Here is a 21,920-nt window from a genome sequence, read left to right as displayed (position 1 = left end):
AATAACGGGATAACATTCAGATGCAATTATATATTCCCGAAAAAAAGCTGCTATGATACACGTGCCAGCGATTCTTCGGCAAGCTGCCGCATGGCCTGCGACACCTCATTGTCCGGCAACGCGGCCAAGCATGACAAGGCCTCATCCACTGCTTTACGCGCCTCGTTCACGCAATAGGCCAGTGCATCGGATTGCGCCACATAAGCATGAATTTGCTTGAAATAGCTCCGGTCCGAGTGCCCCAGTGCGTAGCGCACAGCTTCAGCCACCGGCTGCTCAGCGTTTTGCATCAGGTAAATCAGCGGCAGGGTTGACTTGCCTTCGGCCAAATCGTCGCCCACGTTTTTGCCGGTTTCTTCGATGTTGCCGGAATAATCCAGTACGTCGTCAATAATCTGGAAGGCGGTACCGATGTAGCAGCCGTAGCATTTCAGCGCAATTTCCTGCTCAGGCGTGGCACCGGCTAAAATCGCGCCCACTTGTGCGGCGGCTTCAAACAGTTTGGCGGTTTTATATTGGATCACCTGCGCATATTCGGCTTCGGTGATGTTGGTGTTGCCGATATTCAGCAGCTGCAACACTTCGCCCTCGGCGATGATGTTGGTGGCATCGGCCATCACGTCTAAAATCTTCAGGCTACCTGAAGACACCATCAGCTGGAAGGCGCGGGTGTAGAGAAAATCGCCCACCAACACGGCAGCAGCGTTGCCAAACATATTGTTTGCCGTTTTCCGGCCGCGCCGCAGCTCGCTCTCGTCCACCACATCGTCGTGCAGCAGGGTGGAGGTGTGGATGAATTCCACCATCGCTGCCAACGCGTAGAGCGGGTCTTCATCGTAGCCCAGCACCTTGCCGGAAAGAATGGTGAGCACCGGCCGCAACCGCTTGCCGCCGGCGCTGATGATGTAGCGCCCGATTTGCGAAATCAGCGCCACTTCCGATTGCACCGCGCGCTCAATCACCGCATTAACGCGGCTCAAATCGCGGGGCAGATGTTGCTGGAAATAAGGCAGGTGTTCAAACATGGTAATGTGCGGCTTTTTTGTATAGTTATCAGCATAACACTAAAGCACTTATTCCTTCCTACCGCGTTGGCCCGCCCTGCCATACTGCTTGTACTGCCTACGGCTCACTGCCTCGCATGAAGGAAGAAATAACCGCTTTAGCTATACGGCCGGGCAAACGCACCGGCCAAACAGGGGCGGCATTATAGCAGCCTATGTACAAACTGCCTATTTCCGCCCTATTCCACAGACTACCTGAAAGCGCAGCTTCAACGAGCTGCCCCGATGTTTCGGTGCGGCCGAACCGGGTTTCTGCCCGCCTGCCATCCCGTGCGACCGTTTTCAGCCCGCCTCAAACCGCCTAAAGGCTACCTGAAACTCCAAACCGCAGCTTTCAGGTAGCCTTCTATGTTAAAATCCGCCGATTTTAATCTAACGGCATTTAAGGAACACACATGAGCATGAAATGCGGCATCGTCGGCCTGCCCAACGTCGGCAAATCCACCCTCTTCAACGCGCTGACCCAATCGGGCATCGAAGCGGCGAACTATCCCTTCTGCACCATCGAGCCCAACGTTGGCATCGTGGAAGTGCCCGACCCGCGCATGGCGGAGCTGGCAAAAATCGTTAACCCGCAAAAAATGCAGTCCGCCATTGTGGAATTTGTGGACATCGCAGGCTTAGTCGCCGGCGCAAGCAAAGGCGAAGGCTTGGGCAACCAATTCCTCGCCAACATCCGTGAAACCGACGCCATCGTAAATGTCGTGCGCTGTTTCGACGACGACAATATCGTGCACGTTTCCGGCAAGGTCGATCCGATTGCCGACATTGAAACCATCGGCACCGAATTGGCGCTTGCCGACCTCGCCAGCGTCGAAAAAGCCATCGTCCGCGAAGAAAAACGCGCCCGCTCCGGCGACAAAGACGCGCAAAAATTGGTGGAACTGTGCAAAAAAATCCTGCCGCACCTCAACGAAGGCAAGCCCGTGCGCTCCTTCGGCTTAGACGCAGACGAGCTCGCCATGCTCAAACCGCTGTTCCTGCTCACCGCCAAACCCGCCATGTATGTGGGCAACGTGGCCGAAGACGGTTTTGAAAACAACCCGCACCTCGACCACCTGAAAGCATTGGCTGAAAAAGAAAACGCCCCCGTCGTTGCTGTATGCGCCGCAATGGAGAGCGAAATCGCCGAATTGGAAGACGATGAAAAAGCCGAATTCCTCGCCGAAATGGGCTTGGAAGAACCCGGCCTCAACCGCCTGATCCGTGCCGGCTATGACTTGCTCGGCCTGCAAACCTACTTCACCGCCGGCGTGAAAGAAGTCCGCGCCTGGACCATCCACAAAGGCGACACCGCCCCGCAAGCCGCCGGCGTGATTCACACCGACTTCGAACGCGGCTTCATCCGCGCCCAAGTGATTTCCTACGACGATTTTGTCTCGCTCGGCGGCGAAACCAAAGCCAAAGAAGCCGGCAAAATGCGCGTAGAAGGCAAGGAATACGTGGTGCAGGATGGCGATGTGATGCACTTCCTGTTTAACGTGTAATCCAAATGGAAGGCTACCTGAAAAAAGTGCCCAACGATTTTCAGGTAGCCTCTTCTTCATCTAGCTGCCTAAAAACATGAGCTTCAACGAAGTGAAAACAATGTATTCTTTGCCATCATGAAAACCCCGCTCCTCCTCACCCTGCTCCTTGGCTCCGCCGCCAGCCACGCGCACACCGCGTCAGCCACGCCCCGCGCACAAACGCCCGAGCAAATCGTACAACGCCACTACCGGAACTATTCGCAGCAACACCGCTGCTTCCGAGCCAGCCCATCAGATGCAGAACTGGGATACAACGCCGACTACGGCGGCGAATTCTGCATGCGCCAAACCAAACGCGGAATCCGCCAAACCGCACAGGGCAGGCTGATGTATCTGCTGTACACCGGCGACAGATTCGACTTCGGCAAGGGGGAAAGCACCGGCGGCCGGGTTCAATCCGGCTTGGCTGGTATATTTGTACTGAAACAGGTACGCAGCGGCTGGCAGCGGCTGGCCGCCAAACCCTATATCGAAATCGGAACTTATGGCGTTGCGCCCGAAGCCAAATATTGGTCATTCCGCCAATTCGGCAGAGCGCGTTGGGGTTTTATGACGCCTATGTCCTACCTAAGCCACGGTTATGCCAGCTCGGAAATCCTTATCTTTACCCATAACGGCACAGGCAAAATCAGCGAAAGCCGCATCACAACCAAGACAAACAACGGTTATATTTTAGACAATTGCAGAACCAACCGTGATACCGGCCAGCCCAATACTCCCGCCGAACGCCAAAAATGCCGTGGCGAGTGGTACAAACTATCCGCCGACTTCAGCATTGCAACCCACGCCCGCCCCACCGCAGGCTTCTACCCACTGCAACTGACCGTATCCGGCTTCGACGGCTTCAAACGCTACCGTAACCAAACCTTTCTCATCCACTATAATGTCGCAAAAGAAAGCTATGTTGAGCCCCGAACCTACCCCTTGGCAAACAAATAAAGAAACCAACCCATGAAGCCAACCCGCCTATTCCCGCTCCTAGCGCTGCACCCTATTCACCTGCCACACCGCCCAAGCCAACCCGGCCAACAATCGCATGCGCCGTAAAGCCGACCGGCAGCTTCAATAAGCAAAGCAGTAAAATGCTTGAGGCTACCTGAAAACATCCCAACCATTTTTCAGGTAGCCTTCCCCCAACCCTCCAACCTTAGAAAGCAATCATGAAAATCAGCAGCTTCGGCGAAGTATTATGGGACGACTTCCCCGGCGGCAAAGCCCTCGGCGGCGCGCCGCTCAACGTTTTGGTGCGCCTGGCCTCGTTTGGCGCGGACTGCAGCATCATCAGCCGCCGCGGCCGCGATGCCGACGGCGAAGAGCTGCTGCACCAGATTACGGCACGCAACGTGGCTGCCGATTTGGTACAAACCGATGAAGAACACGCCACCAGCCTGGTGAAAGTGCTGCTCAAGCCCGACGGCAGCGCCAGCTACGACATCGTTTATCCTTGCGCTTGGGATAAAATCAGCGTAACCGAAGCAGCGCTCGCGCGCGTGGCCGAATCCGACGTGCTCGTGTATGGCAGCCTCTCCAGCCGAGATCCCGTATCCCGTGCCGCGCTGGAGCAAATCCTGCCCGCCGCCCGTTTCCGCGTGCTCGATGTCAATCTACGCAAGCCGCATTACGAGCCCGAACGCGTGCTCAGCCTCATGCGCCATGCCGATCTCATCAAGCTCAACGACGAGGAACTCTACGAGCTCTCCGCCGCCTTCGGCTCGCCCTACCACAGCCTCGAACAAAACCTGCGCTACCTCGCCGGCCACACCGACACCGCCCACATCTGCATCACCCTCGGCCAGCACGGCGCGGTGTATTTCCGCCACGGCAAAATCCTCGCCCACCACGGCTTCCGCGTGAGCATGGCTGATTCCGTGGGCGCGGGCGACAGCTTCCTTGCCGGTTTCCTGTTCCAAATGCTCTCCGGCGCCAGCCCCGAAGACACCCTGGCCTTCGCCTGCGCCATCGGTGCGCTCAACGTTACCCGCCACGGCGCCGTGCCCAATATTTCCCTAGCTGAAATCCAAGCGCTGATGCACCCGGAATAAGTCGGCACAGGCAACAGCCTGGGTTTTCGCTTAGCCTTGCCTTCAGGTAACCTTTGTAAATCAGGCTGAAGCCCTCTTTAACCATACTCGGCAGCAATATGGCCGTATGAAATGAAGTGCTTCAGCCCTATCTTTTTTCAGGTAGCCCTCACATGAATACGCCCCGCCCCAAAACCATATTCGTAGATGTTGACGACACCCTCGTCCGTAGCGTTGGCCAAACGCGCATCCCCATGGCCGCCGTAATCGCCCACATCCGCCGCCTGCACGATGCCGGCCACCTGCTCTACTTGTGGAGCAGCGGCGGTGCCGACTACACCCGCGCCAGTGCCGAAGAGCTGGGGATAGCCCACTGTTTTCAAGCCTTCCTGCCCAAACCGCAAGCCTATATCGACGACCAAGCCGTTGCCGACTGGCGTTTCTGCCGCCATATCCTGCCTGCCAACAGCGGGGAAATCGAATAATTTGCTGCTTTCCTCGCCATTCAGCCACAATTAACAAAATTTATCCGTAACCTACAAGACGGCGACGGCTAAAACCATTATCATGCCGCCGTTCTTAACCATTCAAGGAAACTCACATGGCATTACGTGACGAATTCAAAGCCTTCATCATGCGCGGTAACGTGATTGACCTCGCCGTCGGTATGGTAGTCGGCACCGCCTTCTCCGGCATCGTCAAATCATTGGTGGACGACGTGATCATGCCCCCTATCGGCCTGATTTTGGGCGGCGTGGACTTCTCCAACCTGTTCATCACCCTGAAAGCAGGTGCAGATGCCCCTGCCAACGGTTACGCCACCCTGGCCGCCGCCCAAGCCGCCGGCGCGGTTACCCTGAATATCGGCCTGTTTATCAACACCGTGATCAGCTTCCTAATTATCGCCACCGCTATCTTCGCCGTGATCAAAAGTATCAGCAAACTGCAAAAAACCGCTCCGGAAGAAGCTCCTGCCGAACCATCCGAAGAAATCTTGCTGTTGCGCGAAATCCGTGATTCGCTGAAGAAATAATCGCCGCACAGCACAAAAGGCTATCTGAAAACAGCTTCAGGTAGCCTTTTCTCTTGCTGTATCGCCAAACCGTGTAAATCCTTCCCATAACCAAAAAGCTAGCTAAAAAATTTTAGTTAGCAGCAACTTGCCGTGCTGTGTTTTCAGCTAGCTTTTTTCTTATCCAACCCCATCACAACAGCACAATATCAAACTGCTCCTGCATGTAGCTGTTTTCCACCATCAGGGAAATGGGTTTGCCGATGAAGTCGATCAGCAGCGCAAGCGATTGCGATTCTTCATCCAAAAACAAATCGATAACGGCCGGTGCGGCGAGGATGCGGAATTCGCGAGCATCGAAGCGGCGGGATTCGCGCACGATTTCGCGTTGGATTTCGTAGCACACGGTTTGCGGGGTTTTCAGGTAGCCCCTGCCCTGGCAGGTGGGGCAGGGTTCGCACAGGATGTGGTTGAGGTTTTCGCGCGAACGTTTGCGGGTGAGCTCCACCAGCCCCAGGCTGGTGAAGCCGTTGAGGGTAACGCGGGTGCGGTCGAAGCGCAGGGCTTTGGCCATCTCGCCCAATACGGCCTGGCGGTGCTCTTCGCTCACCATATCGATGAAATCCACAATAATCATGCCGCCGAGGTTGCGCAGGCGCAGCTCGCGGGCGATGGCGTGGCAGGCATCGAGGTTGGTTTTGAAGATGGTTTCGTCGAAATTGCGTGCGCCCACGAAGCCGCCGGTGTTCACGTCGATGGTGGTCATGGCTTCGGTGCTCTCGATAATCAGGTAGCCGCCGAAGTTTAAATCCACACGCGGCTTGAGCGACTGGTTGATTTCCTGCTCCACATGATGGAGCTCGAACAAGGGTTTTTCGCCCTGATAGTGTTGGATACGTTCCACCGCGCCCTGCACGTATTGCCGGGCAAATTCCTGCATCAGGCGGTAATTATTGGCGGAATCGACGAAGATTTTCTGGGTGTTGCCGTTGAACATATCGCGCAGCACGCGCAGGCTCAGGGGCAAATCCTGATACAGCATGGTTTCGGCCGGGCTGGTTTTGGAGCGGGCGAGGATGTCTTGCCACAACTTGGACAGGTAATCGATGTCAGCCTGCAATTCTTCGTCGCGGGCGTTTTCGGCGCTGGTGCGGATGATGTAGCCGCCGGCGTTTTCGGGCAGCAAGGCTTTGAGGCGGGCACGCAATTCGTTGCGCTCTTCTTCGTCTTCAATGCGCTGGGAAATGCCGATGTGGTCGTCTTGCGGCAGATACACGAGAAAGCGGCCGGCCAGGGAGATTTGGGTGGAAAGGCGCGCGCCTTTGCTGTTAATCGGGTCTTTAATCACCTGCACCAAGATGGTTTGCCCTTCAAACAGCATATGCTCGATGCGCTGGGTTTCCCCCGGCTTCTGCCGCTGTTCAAGCACGTCCACAATGTGCAAAAAGGCGGCGCGCTCCAAGCCGATGTCGATAAAGGCGCTCTGCATGCCGGGCAGCACGCGTTTGACCACGCCCAAATAAATATTGCCCACCAGCCCATGGCCGCTGTTGCGGTCGATGTGCAGCTCGCACACTTTGTTTTCTTCCAACAGCGCTACGCGGGTTTCCTGCGGCGTTACGTTCACCAAAATGGTTTCCGGCGGGCGGCCTGAATTATCGGCCAGCCGGATTGGGTTGATTGCCTGTAGCATGTTCAGCTTTCTGATTTCAATTAGATTTTGCAGAACAGGCTGATGGCCTGCCTGTTCTGCAAAATCTACTGTCTGCCGGCTGGCCAGAGGCAGAATCATACGATGAAAACAACCTTGCCGACAACCTGAACACCAGCCGGAAAACCGGTTTCAGGTAGCCTTTATCCTAGGAAAATAAGCTGCGTTTTCAAAGTATAAACCTAAAAATAAGGCTACCTGAAAATCCGGCCGGAGCGGCTTGGTTTTCAGGCAGCCTTTAGTTCTCATTCAAATCATTGCCACACCAAGAGCGCGTGGTTGCGTTTGCCGCGGCGGAGGATAGTGTATTTGCCGAAGCGTTTGTGCGCATCGGCCAGCAGGTAGGCATCGTCTGGGCGTTCGGCGGCGTGGTCCGGGTTGTTCAATTCGGCAGCTTGGCCGTTGAGCAATACCGCTTTGCTGTTCACAAAACCGCGCGCTTCTTTATTGGACGAAGCCAAACCGGTTTTCACCAAGGCTTCCACCACATTGAGGCTACCTGAAACTTCAAACGCGGGTAGACCGTCGAGGGCAAGCTGTTCGAAGTCGCTTTCGGTCAGGCTGCTTTGGTCTTCGGCAAACAGGCTTTCGGAAATACGCTGTGTAGCTTGCAGGGCAGTTTCGCCGTGAATCAGGCGGGTCATTTCTTCGGCGAGGATACGTTGCGCTTCGGGCTTGGTGCCGCTGGCTTGGTCTTTCGCTTCGATGGCGGCGATTTCCTCGATAGACAGGAAGGTGAAGTATTTCAGGAATTTATATACATCAGCATCGGCCACCTTCAGCCAGAATTGATAGAACTGATAAGGCGAGGTTTTCTTCGCGTTCAGCCATACCGCGCCGCCTTCGGTTTTACCGAATTTGGTGCCGTCGGATTTGGTTACCAGCGGCAGGGTTAGGCCGAATACTTGTTTTTGGTTCAAACGGCGGGTCAGGTCGATGCCGTTGGTAATGTTGCCCCATTGGTCGGAACCGCCGATCTGCAGCGTTGCACCGTGGCGTTTGTTCAGCTCGGCAAAGTCATAGCTTTGCAGCAGCGTGTAGGCGAATTCGGTGAAGGAAATGCCCACGTCGTCGCGGTCGATACGCTGTTTGACAGATTCCTTGTTCAGCATGGCGTTCACAGAAAAATGCTTACCGATGTCACGCAGGAAGTCGAGGCAGTTCATGCTGCCGAACCAATCGGCGTTGTTCGCCATAATGGCGGCGTTTTCACCTTCAAAGCTCAAAAACGGTTTCAGCTGGTTGCGGATGCTTTCTACCCAGCCGGCAACGGTTTCGGCGGAATTCAAGCTGCGTTCCACCGCTTTGAAACTGGGGTCGCCAATCATACCGGTCGCGCCGCCCACCAAAGCAATCGGCGTATGCCCCGCCTGTTGGAAACGGCGCAAGGCCAATACCGGCAACAAGTGGCCGATATGCAGGCTGTCGGCGGTCGGGTCGAAACCGCAGTAGAGGGCGATTTTCTGTTCGTTCAACAAAGTGCTCAAAGCTTCGATGTCGGTGGTTTGCGCGATCAGGCCGCGCGCTTGCAGATCTTGGATAAGAGAGGCGGTCATAACGGATTTCTTTGCAATAACTGGATGTAACGGGAAATATTCAGCCTGGCCGAAACCTAAGTTTCAGGTAGCCTTTAAGACCGAGAACGGCGCAGCGTTTGTGCCGCACCAAAACAAAAAGACTTGGCAGCACCAAGTCTTTTTGAAAAGCTGGTCGGAATGAGAGGATTCGAACCTCCGACCCCTTCGTCCCGAACGAAGTGCGCTACCAGACTGCGCTACATTCCGAAAGAAGGTGCATTATAAGCCCGGGAGCGGCGTTTAGCAAGCATCATCTCAACACTTTTCGCCCAAGCCCGCCCGCTTCCCGGCGCGCGCCGCCTGCACCTGCGCGGCAAAATACAGCGCTGCCGCCGTACCGGCCATGTCTGCCGCCGCATCACGCCAATCGGCCTGCCGCGATGCCGTGAGCGCGCCTTGCGCCCACTCGCTGCCCGCAGCCAATACCAGTGCCGCCAGCAGCAAAGCTTTCCACGACACAGGCCGCCGCCGCCGCAAAAACACTTTAGCCAGCAGCCAAAACTGGCCGAAAAACAAAGCCGCGTGCACCACTTTATCGAAATGGGCAAACGGCAGCGGCGCGTTGTTGCCCTGATGCAGCAGCAGTGCATACATCATGCCCGCAAACCACAAAACGCTCAGCCACAGCCAGCGGTTCACGCCCGGTACTCCTCAAGCCAGTCGGCACACATCATCGCCAGCCGCACAAACCGCCCGCCGCGCTCATCCAGCACCGCCTGCCACTGCGCCACTTCCTCTGCCGAAGGCGCTTCGTCCAAACTGCATTCGTTGAGCCAAAAATCCAGCGTTTCCGCCGCCGCACCCACGGTTTCAGTGCGGAAAAATTCCAAGAGTTCAGACATTTCACTCTCCAGCTGTTTGATTTATTGATGCGGCGGATTGTACTTGCCTTTCATTCTGCACGCCATCGGGTTTCAGGTAGCCTTTGTCGCTCAACAGGCTACCTGAAAGTTTATAGCCGTCTCCATGAAGGATATGGCATTGTCTTATTCTGATTTTGAAACACCTATGCCTTCTCTGCCCTGTCCCATATTTTTCAGGTAGCCTCCACTCCCGCCCAAGCCCTCCCATAATCTTCTATAATACCCGCCTCTTTCCAGCCACCACCGCCATGCTCACCGATTTAGAAAAAGACGCCATCCGCCGCCACTACCAGGCCATCAGCGAAAACCTGCCCCATTTCCGCCCGCGCAAAGCACAGCGCGAAATGCTGGCAGCCGTGGCCAACACCCTGTCGCGCACGCTGGAAAAAACCGACGGCGAAGAGCCGCCCAAGCGTGAGGGCGAGAGCATTGCCGTGATTGAAGGGCCCACCGGCGTGGGCAAAAGCCTGGCCTATCTTTTAGCCGGCGGCATCATGGCGCAAACGCGCGGCAAGCGGCTGGTGGTATCCAGCGCCACCGTGGCCCTGCAAGAGCAACTGGTGGGGCGCGATTTGCCGTTCTTGGTGGAAAAAAGCGGGCTCAAGCTCACCTTTGCCCTGGCCAAAGGGCGCGGCCGCTATCTCTGCCCCTACAAGCTCTACCAGCTCACCCAAAGCCAGGCGCAGCAAAGCCTGGCCGGCTTCGACACCCCGCAAATCCTGTGGGACAGCAAACCCAAGCCCGAAGAAATCCAAACCCTGCGCGAGCTGGCCGACGCCTTCGCCGAACGCCGCTTCAACGGCGACCGCGACACCTGGCCGGAGAAAATCGACGATACCCTCTGGCTCAAGGTAAACAACGACAACTACGGCTGCCTCAAAGCCGCCTGTCCCAACCGCCCCGAATGCCCCTTCTACCTTGCCCGCGATACGCTCGAAACCGTGGATGTAGTAGTGAGCAACCACGATTTGCTCATGGTGGACATCGGCATGGGCGGCGGTGTGATCCTGCCCGCGCCCGAACACAGCTTCTACTGCATCGACGAAGCGCACCACCTGCCCAAAAAAGCGCTCAACCAGTTTGCCGCCGAGCATTCGCTGAACCAAGCCGTGTGGGCGCTGGAAAAACTGCCGCAAATCACCGACAAAATCGCCGCCGTAACAGACAAAGCCGAGCTGGCCAACTTGGCCGACGAAGCCGCTGCCGCCCTGCTCGACAGTCTCTACGAATGGCAGTTCCACCTCGGCGACACCCCCGAGCTCGCCTACAACGACAGCGGCCGCGATCCGCAATGGCTGTGGCAAGACGGCCAAATCCCCGAAGGGCTCGCCCTGCTCGTGTCCAACACCGCCGCCGCCGCGCAAAGCCTCTACAAACACGCCAACGCCCTCAACGACGTCCTCTCCGCCGCCCGCCGCGAAAAAGACAGCGACAGCGCCCAAATCGACCGCCTCAGCAGCGAATTCGGCACTTTCCGCGCCCGCATCGAGCAAATCAGCGCCGTGTGGGACTTGCTCGCCACCGAGCCCGTGGGCGACGCCCCGCCGCTGGCCAAATGGATCGAGTGCAGCCACAACAGCGACAAAACCGACTACTCCTTCCATGCCTCCCCCGTGAGCGCCGCCGCCATGCTTGCCGCCGGCCTGTGGCGCCGCGCCGCCGGTGCTATCCTCACCTCCGCCACCCTGCAATCGCTCGGCAGCTTCGACCATTTATTGAAACAAACCGGCCTGCAATGGCTACCTGAAACCACCACCCTCGCGCTGGAAAGCCCCTTCAACTTCCCTTCCCAAGGCGAGCTCTACATCCCTCCCGTGGCCGCCAGCCCCAAGCAGGCCGACGCCCATACCGCCGAAATCGCCGAATGGCTGCCCAAGCTCATCAGCCCCGAAGAAGCCGTCGGCACCCTCGTTTTGTTCTCTTCGCGCAAACAGATGCAAGACGTGGCCTTAAGGCTACCTGAAAACCACCTGCCCCTATTGCTCATCCAAAGCGACCTGCCCAAAGCCATCCTGCTCGAACGCCACCGCCAAGCCATCGCCGAAGGCCGCGCCAGCATCCTGTTCGGGCTCGACAGCTTCGCCGAAGGCCTCGACCTGCCCGGCAGCGACTGCGCCCACGTCATCATCGCCAAACTGCCCTTCACCATGCCCGACCATCCCATCGAAAAAACCCGCAGCCGCTGGATAGAGCAGCGCGGCGGCAACCCCTTTATGGAAATCACCGTGCCCGAAGCCGGCATCAAGCTTACCCAAGCCGTGGGCCGCCTCATCCGCACCGAACACGACTACGGCCGCATCACCATCCTCGACAACCGCATCCTTACCGCCCGCTACGGCAAACAACTCCTCGCCTGCCTGCCCCCATTCAAACGCATCGGCTGAGCCTGGGGCAAAAGGCTACCTGAAACTGATTAAGAGGTCATAAAGAGGCTACCTGAAAGAGCAGCTTCAATGAAATTAAACCCCCATATCCTTCCAATACCTAGAAACACTGCCCAACGCCAGCCTACCCGAATGGCAACACCGTCAATGCCGTACCGCCATCAGCTGCTTCCACGAGCTCGGCGGCGTGCTCGACTTCCAACAATTCACCTACACCGCCGCCCCTGGTGAAGCCGAACGCCACAAATACCATTTGCATATCGCCAACCACACTCTGCACACTGTTATCGCCAAACGTAACGAACAGGCCATGCAACGCGCAGCCCGATACCAAGTGCCTCCCTCGCTCAACTTATCCAACATTTCAGCCTGCAAGCCTATACAGGGCACAAAATCAGTGTGGCGGAGTTCTACGGTAACCAGCTCGATTTGCAGCAAAACCACCTCATCGTGCGCGACAGACAGAACAAAATGTCGGTGTGGCAACGTCTACCTACCCATAATCCAACATTACCGCACCCTACCACCCAAACAAAAGGCTACTTGAACAATTTCAGGTAGCCTTTCTCGCATCAATCAAGCCATATCAAGACCCGCTAAACAGGCTCTTAAACCACAGCACGATGCTGTCCCACAGGCGGCCGAAGAAGCCGGCTTCAGCCACGTCGTTGAGCGCCACCACGTCTTTCTGTGCCACCACGCGGTTTTGCGCATCCATAAATTTCACTGTGCCGAGTACTTGGCCTTTGCTAATCGGCGCAAGCACGGGCTGCACGGTTTCCAGCACGGGCTGAAGCTGGGCGGCTTGGCCGTGCGGCACGGTGATGTAGGTGGTGTCGATAAAGCCCACGTTCACGGCGTTTTCTGTACCCTTATACACTTTCACCTGTGAAATGGCGGTCTCGGCATCATACAGCTTAGGCGTGTCATAAGATTGCAGCGCCCAATTGAGCAATTTGCTGCTCTCGGCGGCGCGCGCCTGCATGCTTTCAGTGCCTACCACTACAGAAATCACGCGGCGGCCATTACGTTTGCTGGAGGCAACCAGATTGTAGCCGGCGCTGTCGGTGTGGCCGGTTTTCATTCCGTCCACGTCGGGGTCGCGGTAGAGCAGCAGGTTGCGGTTGGGCTGGGTGATGTTGTTGTAGCTGTAAGACTGGATGGCGTAGAGCCGATAGTATTGCGGATAGTCGTGAATGATAGCGGCGGAAAGGGTGATGAGGTCTTGCACTGAGGTGTAGTGCTGCGCGCCGGGCAGGCCGGTGCTATTTTCAAAATGGGTGTCGTTCATGCCGAGCCGTTTGGCTTCGGCGTTCATCAGCTGCACAAACTGTGCTTCGCTACCGGCCACAGCTTCGGCCAGGGTAATGGAGGCATCGTTACCGGACTGCACAATTACCCCTTTGAGCAAATCATCCACGCGAGCAGGGGTTTTCGGATCTAGAAACATGCGCGATCCTTCTACTTTCCAGCCTTGCTCGGAAACGGTAAAGGTTTGATCTGGCTTGAGCTTGCCTTCTTCTAGGGCTTTGAACACCAAATAGGCGGTCATCAGTTTGGTGAGAGAAGCGGGCTCGATGTGTTCGTTTAATTTGTGCGATGCAAGTATCTGGCCGCTTTGCGCGTCATACACAGCATAGGCTGAGGCTTTGATTTCAGGTAGCCCCACAGCGGCCACGGGCTGAGTGGCGGCAGAACTGGCGGAAACAACCGAAAGAGAAGCGGCGGGAGCAGAGGCTTGGCGGGGGAAAGAAGCAGCTTGTGGCGCAGCCTGCACCTGCCAGCCGGCCACTAAAAGGGATAAGGTGAGGAGGGTGAGTTTTTGTTTCATTGCGTTGTCTGTTTGATTTGGTTGAATGGTTTGCCGACAACAACGTTTGGTTTGAGTCTATCTGAAACTGAAAACTTTTCAGATAGACTCCTGCCAAATGCCAATCATGCAGCAAAATCGCACTAATTATAGCCATTCAAACCCGCTTTGCTAAGCGTTTAACCTGATTTTTCTTGCCAGCGGCGGCGCAAACAGAGTATCTTGCTTTTTAGTCTCGTTCAAAACACCCTATCATGCCACTGCCCTACACCGACTACCTCACCCGCATCCTCACTGCCTCCGTTTACGACTTGGCTGTTGAAACGCCACTCGATTTCGCTCGCAACCTTTCCGCGCGCACCGGCAACTGCATTCTGCTCAAGCGCGAGGACCTACAGCCGGTTTTCTCCTTCAAAATCAGAGGAGCATACAATAAAATGGCTAAGCTTCCACCAAAAATGCTGCAAAAAGGTGTGATTGCCGCCAGCGCCGGCAACCATGCGCAGGGCGTGGCGCTTTCCGCGCAGAAGCTCGGCTGCGAAGCCACCATCGTGATGCCTGAAACCGCGCCGCAAATTAAGGTGGACGCAGTACGCTCGCGCGGCGGCAAAGTGGTGCTCAAAGGCGTGTCGTTCAACGATGCCTACGACCACGCCATGCAGCTTGCTGACGCCAGCGGTCAAACCTATATCCCGCCGTTTGACGATCCTGATGTGATTGCCGGCCAGGGTACCATCGGGCTGGAAATCGTGCGCCAGCACTCCAAACCGATTGATGCCGTGTTCGTACCTATCGGCGGCGGTGGGCTGGCGGCCGGCGTGGCCGTGTTCATCAAGCAGGTGCGCCCCGAAATCAAGGTAATCGGCGTGCAAACCCACGATTCCTGCGCCATGAAAACCTCCATCGAACACGGTCGGCTGGTCGAGCTCAAAGACGTCGGCCTGTTTTCAGACGGCACGGCAGTAAAGCTGGTGGGCGAAGAAACCTTTCGCCTGTGCCGCGAATTCTTGGATGAAATCATCACAGTAGATACCGATGCTATCTGCGGCGCACTCAAAGACATTTTCGACGACACTCGCAGCATCTGTGAGCCCGCCGGCGCGCTGGCCTTAGCCGGCCTCAAAGCCTACATCGCCCGTGAGCAAGTGCAGAGGCAAACCCTGATTGCCGTAACCAGCGGCGCCAATATCAATTTCCACAGCTTGCGTCATGTTTCCGAGCGCAGCGAGCTGGACGAGAGCAACGAAAGTATTTTTGCCGTATCGATCCCCGAGCAGCCTGGTAGTTTCCTAAAATTCATCAACATATTGGGTAACCGAAACATCACCGAGTTCAATTACCGCTACAGCGACAACTCCACCGCCCACATCTTTGTGGGTATCCAAAGCAAAGGCGCAGCCGACCTGGCCGCAGTCAGTGCCGCGCTCACCGCCGCCGGCCTGCCCAACACCAACCTTACCAAAAATGAAACCGCCAAAATTCACATTCGCTACATGGTGGGTGGGCGTACCGGCAAAGTAGCGCACGAACGTTTGTTCAGTTTTGAATTTCCCAAACGCCCCGGTGCGTTGGCCTACTTCCTCGACCGCATGCAGAGCGGTTGGAACATTACCCTGTTCCACTACCTCAGCCACAGTTCGGATTACGACCGCGTGCTGGTGGGCATCGACATACCACCCGCTGACAACCAAGCCTTTGCCACCTTCCTGCAAGAGCTGGGCTATGTGCACACCGAACAAACCGACAACACCGCCTACCGTCTGTTCCTTGGCTAGGCCTAGAGCATTACCTGCCACTAGTTTTCAGGTAGCCCTCAAACCCATTCAGGCTACCTGAAACTTGTAGTGGATTAAGTTTAAATCAGGACAAGGCGGTGAGCTGCAGATAGTATAGTAGTACAGCAAGGCAAGCCAACGCTGTCTTGCTTTAAAATTAATTTACTATGAATCTCATTCACAAACTAAAAAACTATGCTAACTCCACAACACCTACTCTGGATAAACGGTCCTGCCGGCCGCCTGCACACCATCTATCTGCCGGCTGAACCCCCCGAACGCGGAGTGGCCATCATCAACCACCCCAATCCTCTGCACGGCGGCACGTTTACCAACAAAGTGATCCAAACTGCCGCTAAAGTCTATGCCCGCCTTGGCTTCCACTGCTACCTACCCAACCTGCGCGGCGTAGGCAAAAGCGAAGGAGAACACGACTACGGGCGCGGCGAAACCGACGACTGCCTCGCCGTAATCGACTACGCCCGAAGCCAACACCCCCATGCCACCCAACTCATCATTTCCGGCTTCTCCTTCGGCGGCTACGTGAGCCTGTTTGCCGCCCAACAGCGCCGACCCGATGCCCTCGTGCTACTCGGCCCCGCCGTGGGCATGTATGAAGTGCCCGCCGCCCAAGCCGCCGACCCGGTGCACACCTTGGTGATCCACGGCGAAATTGATGAAGTGGTGCCGCTGGCCAACGCCCTCAGCTGGGCCGCCCCGCAAGACATCCCCGTGGTTGTGCTGCCCCAATCCTCCCACTTCTTCCATGGCAAACTCATTCCCCTGCGCGACACCCTGCTGCGCTTCGTGCCCGGCCTGTTGGAAAAATAAGCCGACCGGTTTCAGGTAGCCTTTGAATTGGAAAGGCTACCTGAAACCCTATCTTCTCCTTACCACCATGTCCGCCTGCCAACCCGCCATCGTCCTCACCACCTGCCCCAGCCAAGCCGAAGCCGAACGCATCGGCGGCCTCCTGCTGCAACATCAATTCGCCGCCTGCGTGCAATACGAAACCATTCAAAGCCAATACATCTGGCAGGGCAAACTCTGCTGCGACAATGAAATCCGCCTCACCATCAAAACCGCCACTCGGCACTATCCCGCCGTTGAACGCCTCATCCTCGAACACCACAGCTACGATTGCCCGCAAATCCTGCTGCTGCCCGTATACGACGGCGTGGAAGTCTACCTGAAATGGCTGCAAGACAACCTCGCACCGTAATTCGGCAAACGTTCATCACTCAATCTTCTCCCTATATCTTGCCACCCGTTAAAAGGCTGCCTAAAAATTTCAGGTAACCTTTCTCTCCGCCCTCTGCATATAGCTGAAGCAATTATTTTTGGAGCTGTCCTAGATAATTAGGAATACTCAGATTTGATTAAAGCATTCCCATGAGAGAAATCGCCTCAATCAGCCTGTCCAAGACAAACTGATCGAATTGTTCGTTGCAGGGGCAACCGCCCGTACTGACACCGAATTGACCGGAGTCAATAAAACCATCGCTGCCTACTACTTTCACCGTTTGAGTTTGCTTTCTTTTCATAGTTGGCGAGCACTTGGAACGATTTGATGGCGAAGTAGAAGCAGATGAAGGTTATTTGGAAGGCGGCCGCAAAGGCAAACGCAGTCGCGGAGCAGACGGCAAAGTTATGGTATTCTGGCTGTTAAAGCGTAATGGCAAGGTTTACACCGTTACCGTAGCCAATATTAGCGGCTACCCTACTACCGATTATCCGGGAGCAGATAAGGCCGGACAGCGTAGCTTATACCGATTGTCACAGTATCCCAATGTATTGGATGTTAGCTTAGCCGCTTGCACATTAATTACCACACTCATTTTGCAGGCAGGCAAAACCACATTAACGGGATTGAGAATTTCTAGAACCGGGCCAAACGTCATTTACGCAAGTTCAACAGTATTCCGAAAAAGTATTTCGAGCTGTATTTGAAAGAGTGCGAATGGCGATTTAACAACAATGAAATGAAGTCTCAGATTGCCATGTTGAAACAAATGGTAAGAGATAGTCTGTCCTGGCTATCTAGATCAGGCTATAATATTTTCATACAAGGCGGCGAGACCACTGAACAGTACAGCACACAGTACAAGTAGTACCGCAAAGCAAGCCAACGCAGTAAGAAGCAAGTAAGTGCCTTAACTATAACCACCGAATTCAGCTACAATACAGCGCATTAGAGTTAAATAAACTCCTCCCCTTTTTTACCCAACGAACTGCAAATAATGCAAGTAGCACGGTTGGGGGCAAGAGAAGGTCTGTTCAGCTTATCCCCCCGACACCACCAGCGTCCTACCATTGCCTTTACTAAAGGAGATCCAAGCATGTTTTCCCGCAGCATCACCATAGAACAATATGACCCTGAACTCACCGCTGCTATTACCGCTGAAGAGCACCGCCAACAAGACCACGTCGAACTGATTGCCTCCGAAAATTATGCCAGCTACGCTGTGATGGAAGCCCAAGGCAGCCAGCTCACCAACAAATATGCCGAAGGCTACCCCGGCAAACGCTACTACGGCGGCTGCGAACACGTAGATGTGGCCGAAGAGCTTGCCCTCGAGCGCGTGAAAAAACTGTTCGGCGCCACCTATGCCAACGTACAACCCCACTCCGGCTCGCAGGCCAACCAAGCCGTGTATGCCTCCGTATTGAAACCCGGCGATACCATCCTCGGCATGAGCCTCGCCCACGGCGGCCACCTCACCCACGGCGCATCGGTAAACATTTCCGGCAAGCTCTACAACGCCATCACCTACGGCCTGGACGAAAACGAAGTGCTCGACTACGCCGAAGTGGAACGCCTCGCACTCGAACACAAACCCAAAATGATTGTGGCCGGCGCCTCCGCCTACGCCTTGGAAATCGACTGGGCACGCTTCCGCCAAATCGCTGATAAAGTAGGCGCTTACCTATTTGTGGATATGGCACACTATGCCGGCCTGATTGCCGCCGGCGAATACCCCAACCCCGTGCCGCATGCCGACTTCGTTACCACCACTACCCACAAAACCCTGCGCGGCCCGCGCGGCGGCGTGATTCTGTGCCGTGACAACACCCACGAAAAAGCGCTCAACTCCGCTATTTTCCCCAGCCTGCAAGGCGGCCCGCTGATGCATGTGATTGCCGCCAAAGCCGTGGCCTTCAAAGAAGCCCTGTCACCCGAATTCAAGCAATACGCCAAACAGGTGAAGATCAATGCTGCCGCCATGGCCGAAGAGCTGGTAAACCGTGGCCTGCGCATCATTTCCGGCCGCACCGAAAGCCACGTTTTCCTGGTGGATCTGCGCCCGAAACACATCACCGGCAAAGCCGCTGAAGCTGCACTGGGCAAAGCGTTGATTACCATCAACAAAAACGCCATCCCGAACGACCCGGAAAAACCCTTCGTTACCTCCGGCATCCGCGTAGGTACTGCCGCCATCACCACCCGCGGCTTCGACGAAGCTGCCGCCCGCAAACTGGCCAACCTGGTGGCCGATGTGCTGGACAAACCCGAAGACGAAGCCAACTTGGCTCGCGTAGCCGGCGAAGTGAAAGCCTTGTGCGACCAATTCCCGGTATACGGCGCATAAGCAGATAGCTTTGATCGCCTCGCTTGAAATAAAACCAGCCGGCTGGAGACAGCCGGCTTTTTTATGCCATTCAATATATGCGGATTAAAGATAAGTCGGGAGTGCGGATAGCATGAGTAATACGGCAAGGCAAGCCAACGCTGTAGCATTCTTAATCTAAAAGGCTACCTGAAACTTTCAGGTAGCCTTTCATTCATGCGCTTGAATCAATCAAACCGAAAATGAAGAACCGCAGCCGCAGGTGGTTACGGCATTCGGGTTGCTACGGATAACGAATTGTGAGCCTTGCAGGCCTTCGGTGTAGTCGATTTCCGCGCCGAGCAGGTATTGGTAGCTCATCGGGTCGATTAGGAAAACGAGGCCGCTTTTTTCGATTTGAAAGTCGTCATCGTTCACAATTTCGTCGAAAGTGAAGCCATATTGGAAGCCGGAGCAGCCGCCGCCGTTCACGAACACGCGCAGTTTCAAATCGGGGTTGTTTTCTTCGGCAATCAGCTCGGCTACCTTATTGCAGCAACTTTCAGTGAAGATAATGGGATCGCTGTGATCAATGTCGGACATGATTTATTCCTTTTTCTGTGCTATGCGGGATGGGCTTATTGTGGCGCAAAGCGGGGTTTGCGGGCAAGTCGGCCTTGAGTAAATTCTAAGCGGCAAATAAGGGCGAATGCGGCGGGTTTAAAGTGCAGGCAGGCGGTGCCTGAGGCGAAATATTTTAAGGCAGGCATTGCGTTTCGCCATCACTGCATATAAAGGCTACCTGAAAAACCGTTTGCCATTTTTCAGGTAGCCTTTTGATTTCAGGCAGCCCTAAGCCAATTCTTCCTGCCATTGCTCTAAGAGCTTCTGCCACTCGCCTTCGTTCTTATGGCCTTGCGCGATGGCGGCTTTGAGGTGGGAAATCGCTTCGCCGGCGTTAGCGCGCACGCCCCAGCCGTGATAGTAGAGGCAAGCGAGGTTGTAATGCGCCACGGGGTCGTGTCGGAGGGCGGCTTTTTTAAACCAAGCAGCGGCTTTTTCGTAGTCCTTCCCCACAAATTCGCCAAGGAAAAACATCATGCCGAGATTGGTTTGCGCACGCGGCAGGCCGTATTCAGCGGCGGCTTTATAGAGCGAGAACGCTTGGCCGATGTCTTGTGTGGCACCATTGAGGCCGAAATGGCAAACGAAGGCTTGCCGGTAGTGTTCTTCGGCCAGCTGTTCTTCCGGGTCGGGCAGATGGCATACCGGATCGGACGCACGGCGCTGGGGTTTCACCGGCTCGGCCAGCTTTTCTTTGGCTTCTTCATGCCCGTTGAGCACAGCCTGTTCATACCATTGCCGCGCCAGTTTGTCGTCTTTAGATACGCCCAAGCCGTAGCGGTACACATCGCCCATTTGATACATAGCATCAGCATTACCCAAGCGCACAGCTTGCTCCAAGCAGCGCACGGCGGCATCGAAGTTTTGCTGGATGCCCTGCCCGGTGAGCAGCTGTTTGGCCAGCAGGTTCAACGCTTCCGAGTCGTTGGCGTTGGCAGCTTGGATAATCCATTGTACGGCGGCTTTGGGGTCGGCAGCACAACCGATGCCATTGAGCCGCATGTGCCCGGCCTTGCTTTGGGCAGCCACCACGCCTTTGGCGGCCACACGTTCATACCAATGCAAGGCTTTGGCTTTGTCCATGCCGCCGAAGCGGCCGGTTTCATACAGGCGGGCAAGCTGCCATTGCGCATCGCCGTAGTCGTGTTCGGCGGCGCGTTTGAGCCAGCTGATGCCTTGACGCACGTCGGTTTTGGTGCCCAAGCCGTGCAGGAGGGCATAGGCCATATGGTATTGCGCCTGCGGCTCGCCCAACGCGGCAGCGTGGGAGGCCCAGGCGAAGGCTTTTTGGTGCTGGCCGTGGGCGGCCGCGTTTTCCATCAGCCACACGATGGCCGGCGGGAATTTTTGCGCAGCCAGATGCTGCATCACTTGACTGGCGGCCAATACATCTTGCTGCATGCCTTCGCCGTTGGCCTGCATCAAAGCCAGGCTGTAGGCGGCTTTCAAGTAGCCTGAAGCAGCGGCACGCTCCAGCCAATAGAGCGCGGTAGCATAATTTTGCGACACATTTTGGCCTTGACGGTTCCACTCGCCCAGTTCGTATTGCGCCTGCTGGAGCCCCATTTCGGCGGCTTGGAGCATATCGGCCACGGCTTTTTCGCGGGTGCCTTCTGCTTCCAGCAATTGTTGGGCGCGGCGGTAGTAGGCTTCGGCATCGGGCAGATTATCCTGCTCCGTCCGGTTTGTTTTCACCAGCTTAACGGCTTTGCGCCCGAGTGCAAATTTAATCATTCGTTCCAACCGTATTTAAATCTTTCTTTCGGCGGCTATTGCGGCTAGGCCGCATGCCACCCCTCCCTAGTTCAGGCCGGTTGGCAAGGGTTTTCCCCTGCCTGCTAACTGTTCTGTTGCACGGCATCTTGTTAATATACAGACATTTTAGCATGCCGGCATACCCTGTGGCAGCCCGTTTAAGCTATTTGAGGCTACCTGAAAAGCCAGAACATACCGATAATTTGCTAACGGAGCCTCTTTTACGCATAAATTGCCAAACTTTCGA

At 55.8% G+C, this 21,920-nt stretch carries 19 protein-coding genes, 1 tRNA gene and 1 pseudogene; 11 read left to right on the top strand and 10 right to left on the bottom strand.

Features of this window, described 5'->3' with window-relative positions; translation table 11 throughout:
• Positions 1–50 precede the first annotated feature (50 nt).
• Complete coding sequence (locus tag EZJ17_RS04345) at positions 51–1,025, bottom strand: polyprenyl synthetase family protein (RefSeq protein ID WP_067444739.1); 975 nt, start codon at positions 1,023–1,025, stop codon at positions 51–53.
• 434 nt (positions 1,026–1,459) lie between these two features.
• On the opposite strand from EZJ17_RS04345, the gene ychF reads away from it, so the two are divergent.
• From ychF to mscL, 5 genes are all read left to right on the top strand, one after another.
• Positions 1,460–2,551 carry a redox-regulated ATPase YchF gene (gene ychF / locus EZJ17_RS04340; RefSeq protein WP_067444738.1) on the top strand — a complete coding sequence of 364 codons (1,092 nt, stop codon included), beginning with the start codon at positions 1,460–1,462 and terminating at the stop codon, positions 2,549–2,551.
• Positions 2,552–2,668: 117 nt separating this feature from the next.
• Positions 2,669–3,532 (top strand): hypothetical protein, encoded by an 864-nt coding sequence (locus EZJ17_RS04335; protein WP_151086224.1) that lies wholly within the window; start codon positions 2,669–2,671, stop codon positions 3,530–3,532.
• Positions 3,533–3,753: 221 nt separating this feature from the next.
• The gene (locus EZJ17_RS04330) at positions 3,754–4,635 is read left to right on the top strand and encodes a carbohydrate kinase family protein (RefSeq protein WP_067444730.1); all 882 of its coding nucleotides are present in this window, start codon (positions 3,754–3,756) and stop codon (positions 4,633–4,635) included.
• A 152-nt stretch (positions 4,636–4,787) separates the two neighbouring features.
• A complete protein-coding gene (locus EZJ17_RS04325; protein ID WP_067444726.1) occupies positions 4,788–5,099 on the top strand; it encodes an HAD family hydrolase in 312 nt (103 codons plus the stop codon).
• A 116-nt stretch (positions 5,100–5,215) separates the two neighbouring features.
• Positions 5,216–5,647: a large conductance mechanosensitive channel protein MscL gene (gene mscL / locus EZJ17_RS04320; RefSeq protein WP_067444724.1), complete on the top strand. Its 432-nt coding sequence runs from the start codon at positions 5,216–5,218 to the stop codon at positions 5,645–5,647.
• 172 nt (positions 5,648–5,819) lie between these two features.
• Here mscL and rng read toward each other — a convergent pair whose 3' ends face one another.
• The 5 genes from rng to EZJ17_RS04295 form a co-directional block, all read right to left on the bottom strand.
• The gene (gene rng / locus EZJ17_RS04315) at positions 5,820–7,319 is read right to left on the bottom strand and encodes a ribonuclease G (protein ID WP_067445049.1); all 1,500 of its coding nucleotides are present in this window, start codon (positions 7,317–7,319) and stop codon (positions 5,820–5,822) included.
• A 272-nt stretch (positions 7,320–7,591) separates the two neighbouring features.
• Positions 7,592–8,893: a tyrosine--tRNA ligase gene (gene tyrS / locus EZJ17_RS04310; protein ID WP_067444722.1), complete on the bottom strand. Its 1,302-nt coding sequence runs from the start codon at positions 8,891–8,893 to the stop codon at positions 7,592–7,594.
• 151 nt (positions 8,894–9,044) lie between these two features.
• Positions 9,045–9,121, bottom strand: a tRNA-Pro gene (locus EZJ17_RS04305).
• A gap of 48 nt (positions 9,122–9,169) precedes the next feature.
• Positions 9,170–9,553: a hypothetical protein gene (locus EZJ17_RS04300; RefSeq protein WP_082888191.1), complete on the bottom strand. Its 384-nt coding sequence runs from the start codon at positions 9,551–9,553 to the stop codon at positions 9,170–9,172.
• Positions 9,550–9,756 carry a dioxygenase gene (locus EZJ17_RS04295; protein WP_067444719.1) on the bottom strand — a complete coding sequence of 69 codons (207 nt, stop codon included), beginning with the start codon at positions 9,754–9,756 and terminating at the stop codon, positions 9,550–9,552. The genes EZJ17_RS04300 and EZJ17_RS04295 overlap by 4 nt, the downstream gene beginning before the upstream one ends.
• 269 nt (positions 9,757–10,025) lie before the next feature.
• Here EZJ17_RS04295 and dinG point away from each other — a divergent pair, with 269 nt between their 5' ends.
• The gene (dinG, locus tag EZJ17_RS04290; protein WP_067444716.1) at positions 10,026–12,161 is read left to right on the top strand and encodes an ATP-dependent DNA helicase DinG; all 2,136 of its coding nucleotides are present in this window, start codon (positions 10,026–10,028) and stop codon (positions 12,159–12,161) included.
• 124 nt (positions 12,162–12,285) lie between these two features.
• Here the strand turns inward: dinG and EZJ17_RS04285 are convergent, their stop codons facing one another.
• Together EZJ17_RS04285 and EZJ17_RS04280 are read right to left on the bottom strand one after the other, a co-directional pair.
• Entirely contained in the window at positions 12,286–12,495 is a 210-nt protein-coding gene (locus EZJ17_RS04285) for a hypothetical protein (RefSeq protein WP_067439236.1), read from the bottom strand.
• Positions 12,496–12,747: 252 nt separating this feature from the next.
• Positions 12,748–13,992: a D-alanyl-D-alanine carboxypeptidase family protein gene (locus EZJ17_RS04280; protein WP_067439239.1), complete on the bottom strand. Its 1,245-nt coding sequence runs from the start codon at positions 13,990–13,992 to the stop codon at positions 12,748–12,750.
• Positions 13,993–14,225: 233 nt separating this feature from the next.
• On the opposite strand from EZJ17_RS04280, the gene ilvA reads away from it, so the two are divergent.
• From ilvA to glyA, 5 genes and pseudogenes are all read left to right on the top strand, one after another.
• Positions 14,226–15,746: a threonine ammonia-lyase, biosynthetic gene (gene ilvA, locus EZJ17_RS04275; RefSeq protein ID WP_067439241.1), complete on the top strand. Its 1,521-nt coding sequence runs from the start codon at positions 14,226–14,228 to the stop codon at positions 15,744–15,746.
• A 195-nt stretch (positions 15,747–15,941) separates the two neighbouring features.
• Positions 15,942–16,577, top strand: a complete 636-nt coding sequence (locus EZJ17_RS04270; RefSeq protein WP_067444713.1) for an alpha/beta hydrolase — start codon at positions 15,942–15,944, stop codon at positions 16,575–16,577.
• A gap of 67 nt (positions 16,578–16,644) precedes the next feature.
• Positions 16,645–16,968: a divalent-cation tolerance protein CutA gene (cutA, locus tag EZJ17_RS04265; RefSeq protein ID WP_067444700.1), complete on the top strand. Its 324-nt coding sequence runs from the start codon at positions 16,645–16,647 to the stop codon at positions 16,966–16,968.
• A gap of 208 nt (positions 16,969–17,176) precedes the next feature.
• Positions 17,177–17,776, top strand: a pseudogene (locus tag EZJ17_RS04260) (IS1595 family transposase); the annotation flags it as partial.
• A gap of 309 nt (positions 17,777–18,085) precedes the next feature.
• Positions 18,086–19,336, top strand: a complete 1,251-nt coding sequence (gene glyA / locus EZJ17_RS04255) for a serine hydroxymethyltransferase (protein ID WP_067439247.1) — start codon at positions 18,086–18,088, stop codon at positions 19,334–19,336.
• Positions 19,337–19,546: 210 nt separating this feature from the next.
• Here the strand turns inward: glyA and erpA are convergent, their stop codons facing one another.
• On the bottom strand, positions 19,547–19,897 hold the full coding sequence (gene erpA, locus EZJ17_RS04250) for an iron-sulfur cluster insertion protein ErpA (RefSeq protein ID WP_003821808.1): 351 nt from the start codon (positions 19,895–19,897) through the stop codon (positions 19,547–19,549).
• A 249-nt stretch (positions 19,898–20,146) separates the two neighbouring features.
• Positions 20,147–21,652 (bottom strand): SEL1-like repeat protein, encoded by a 1,506-nt coding sequence (locus tag EZJ17_RS04245; protein ID WP_151086222.1) that lies wholly within the window; start codon positions 21,650–21,652, stop codon positions 20,147–20,149.
• Positions 21,653–21,920: the final 268 nt, after the last annotated feature.

Source organism: Eikenella exigua (genome assembly GCF_008805035.1).
Lineage (GTDB): Bacteria > Pseudomonadota > Gammaproteobacteria > Burkholderiales > Neisseriaceae > Eikenella > Eikenella exigua.
Note: the sequence above shows the minus strand (reverse complement) of the source record. Positions and strands in the feature narration are given on the sequence as shown.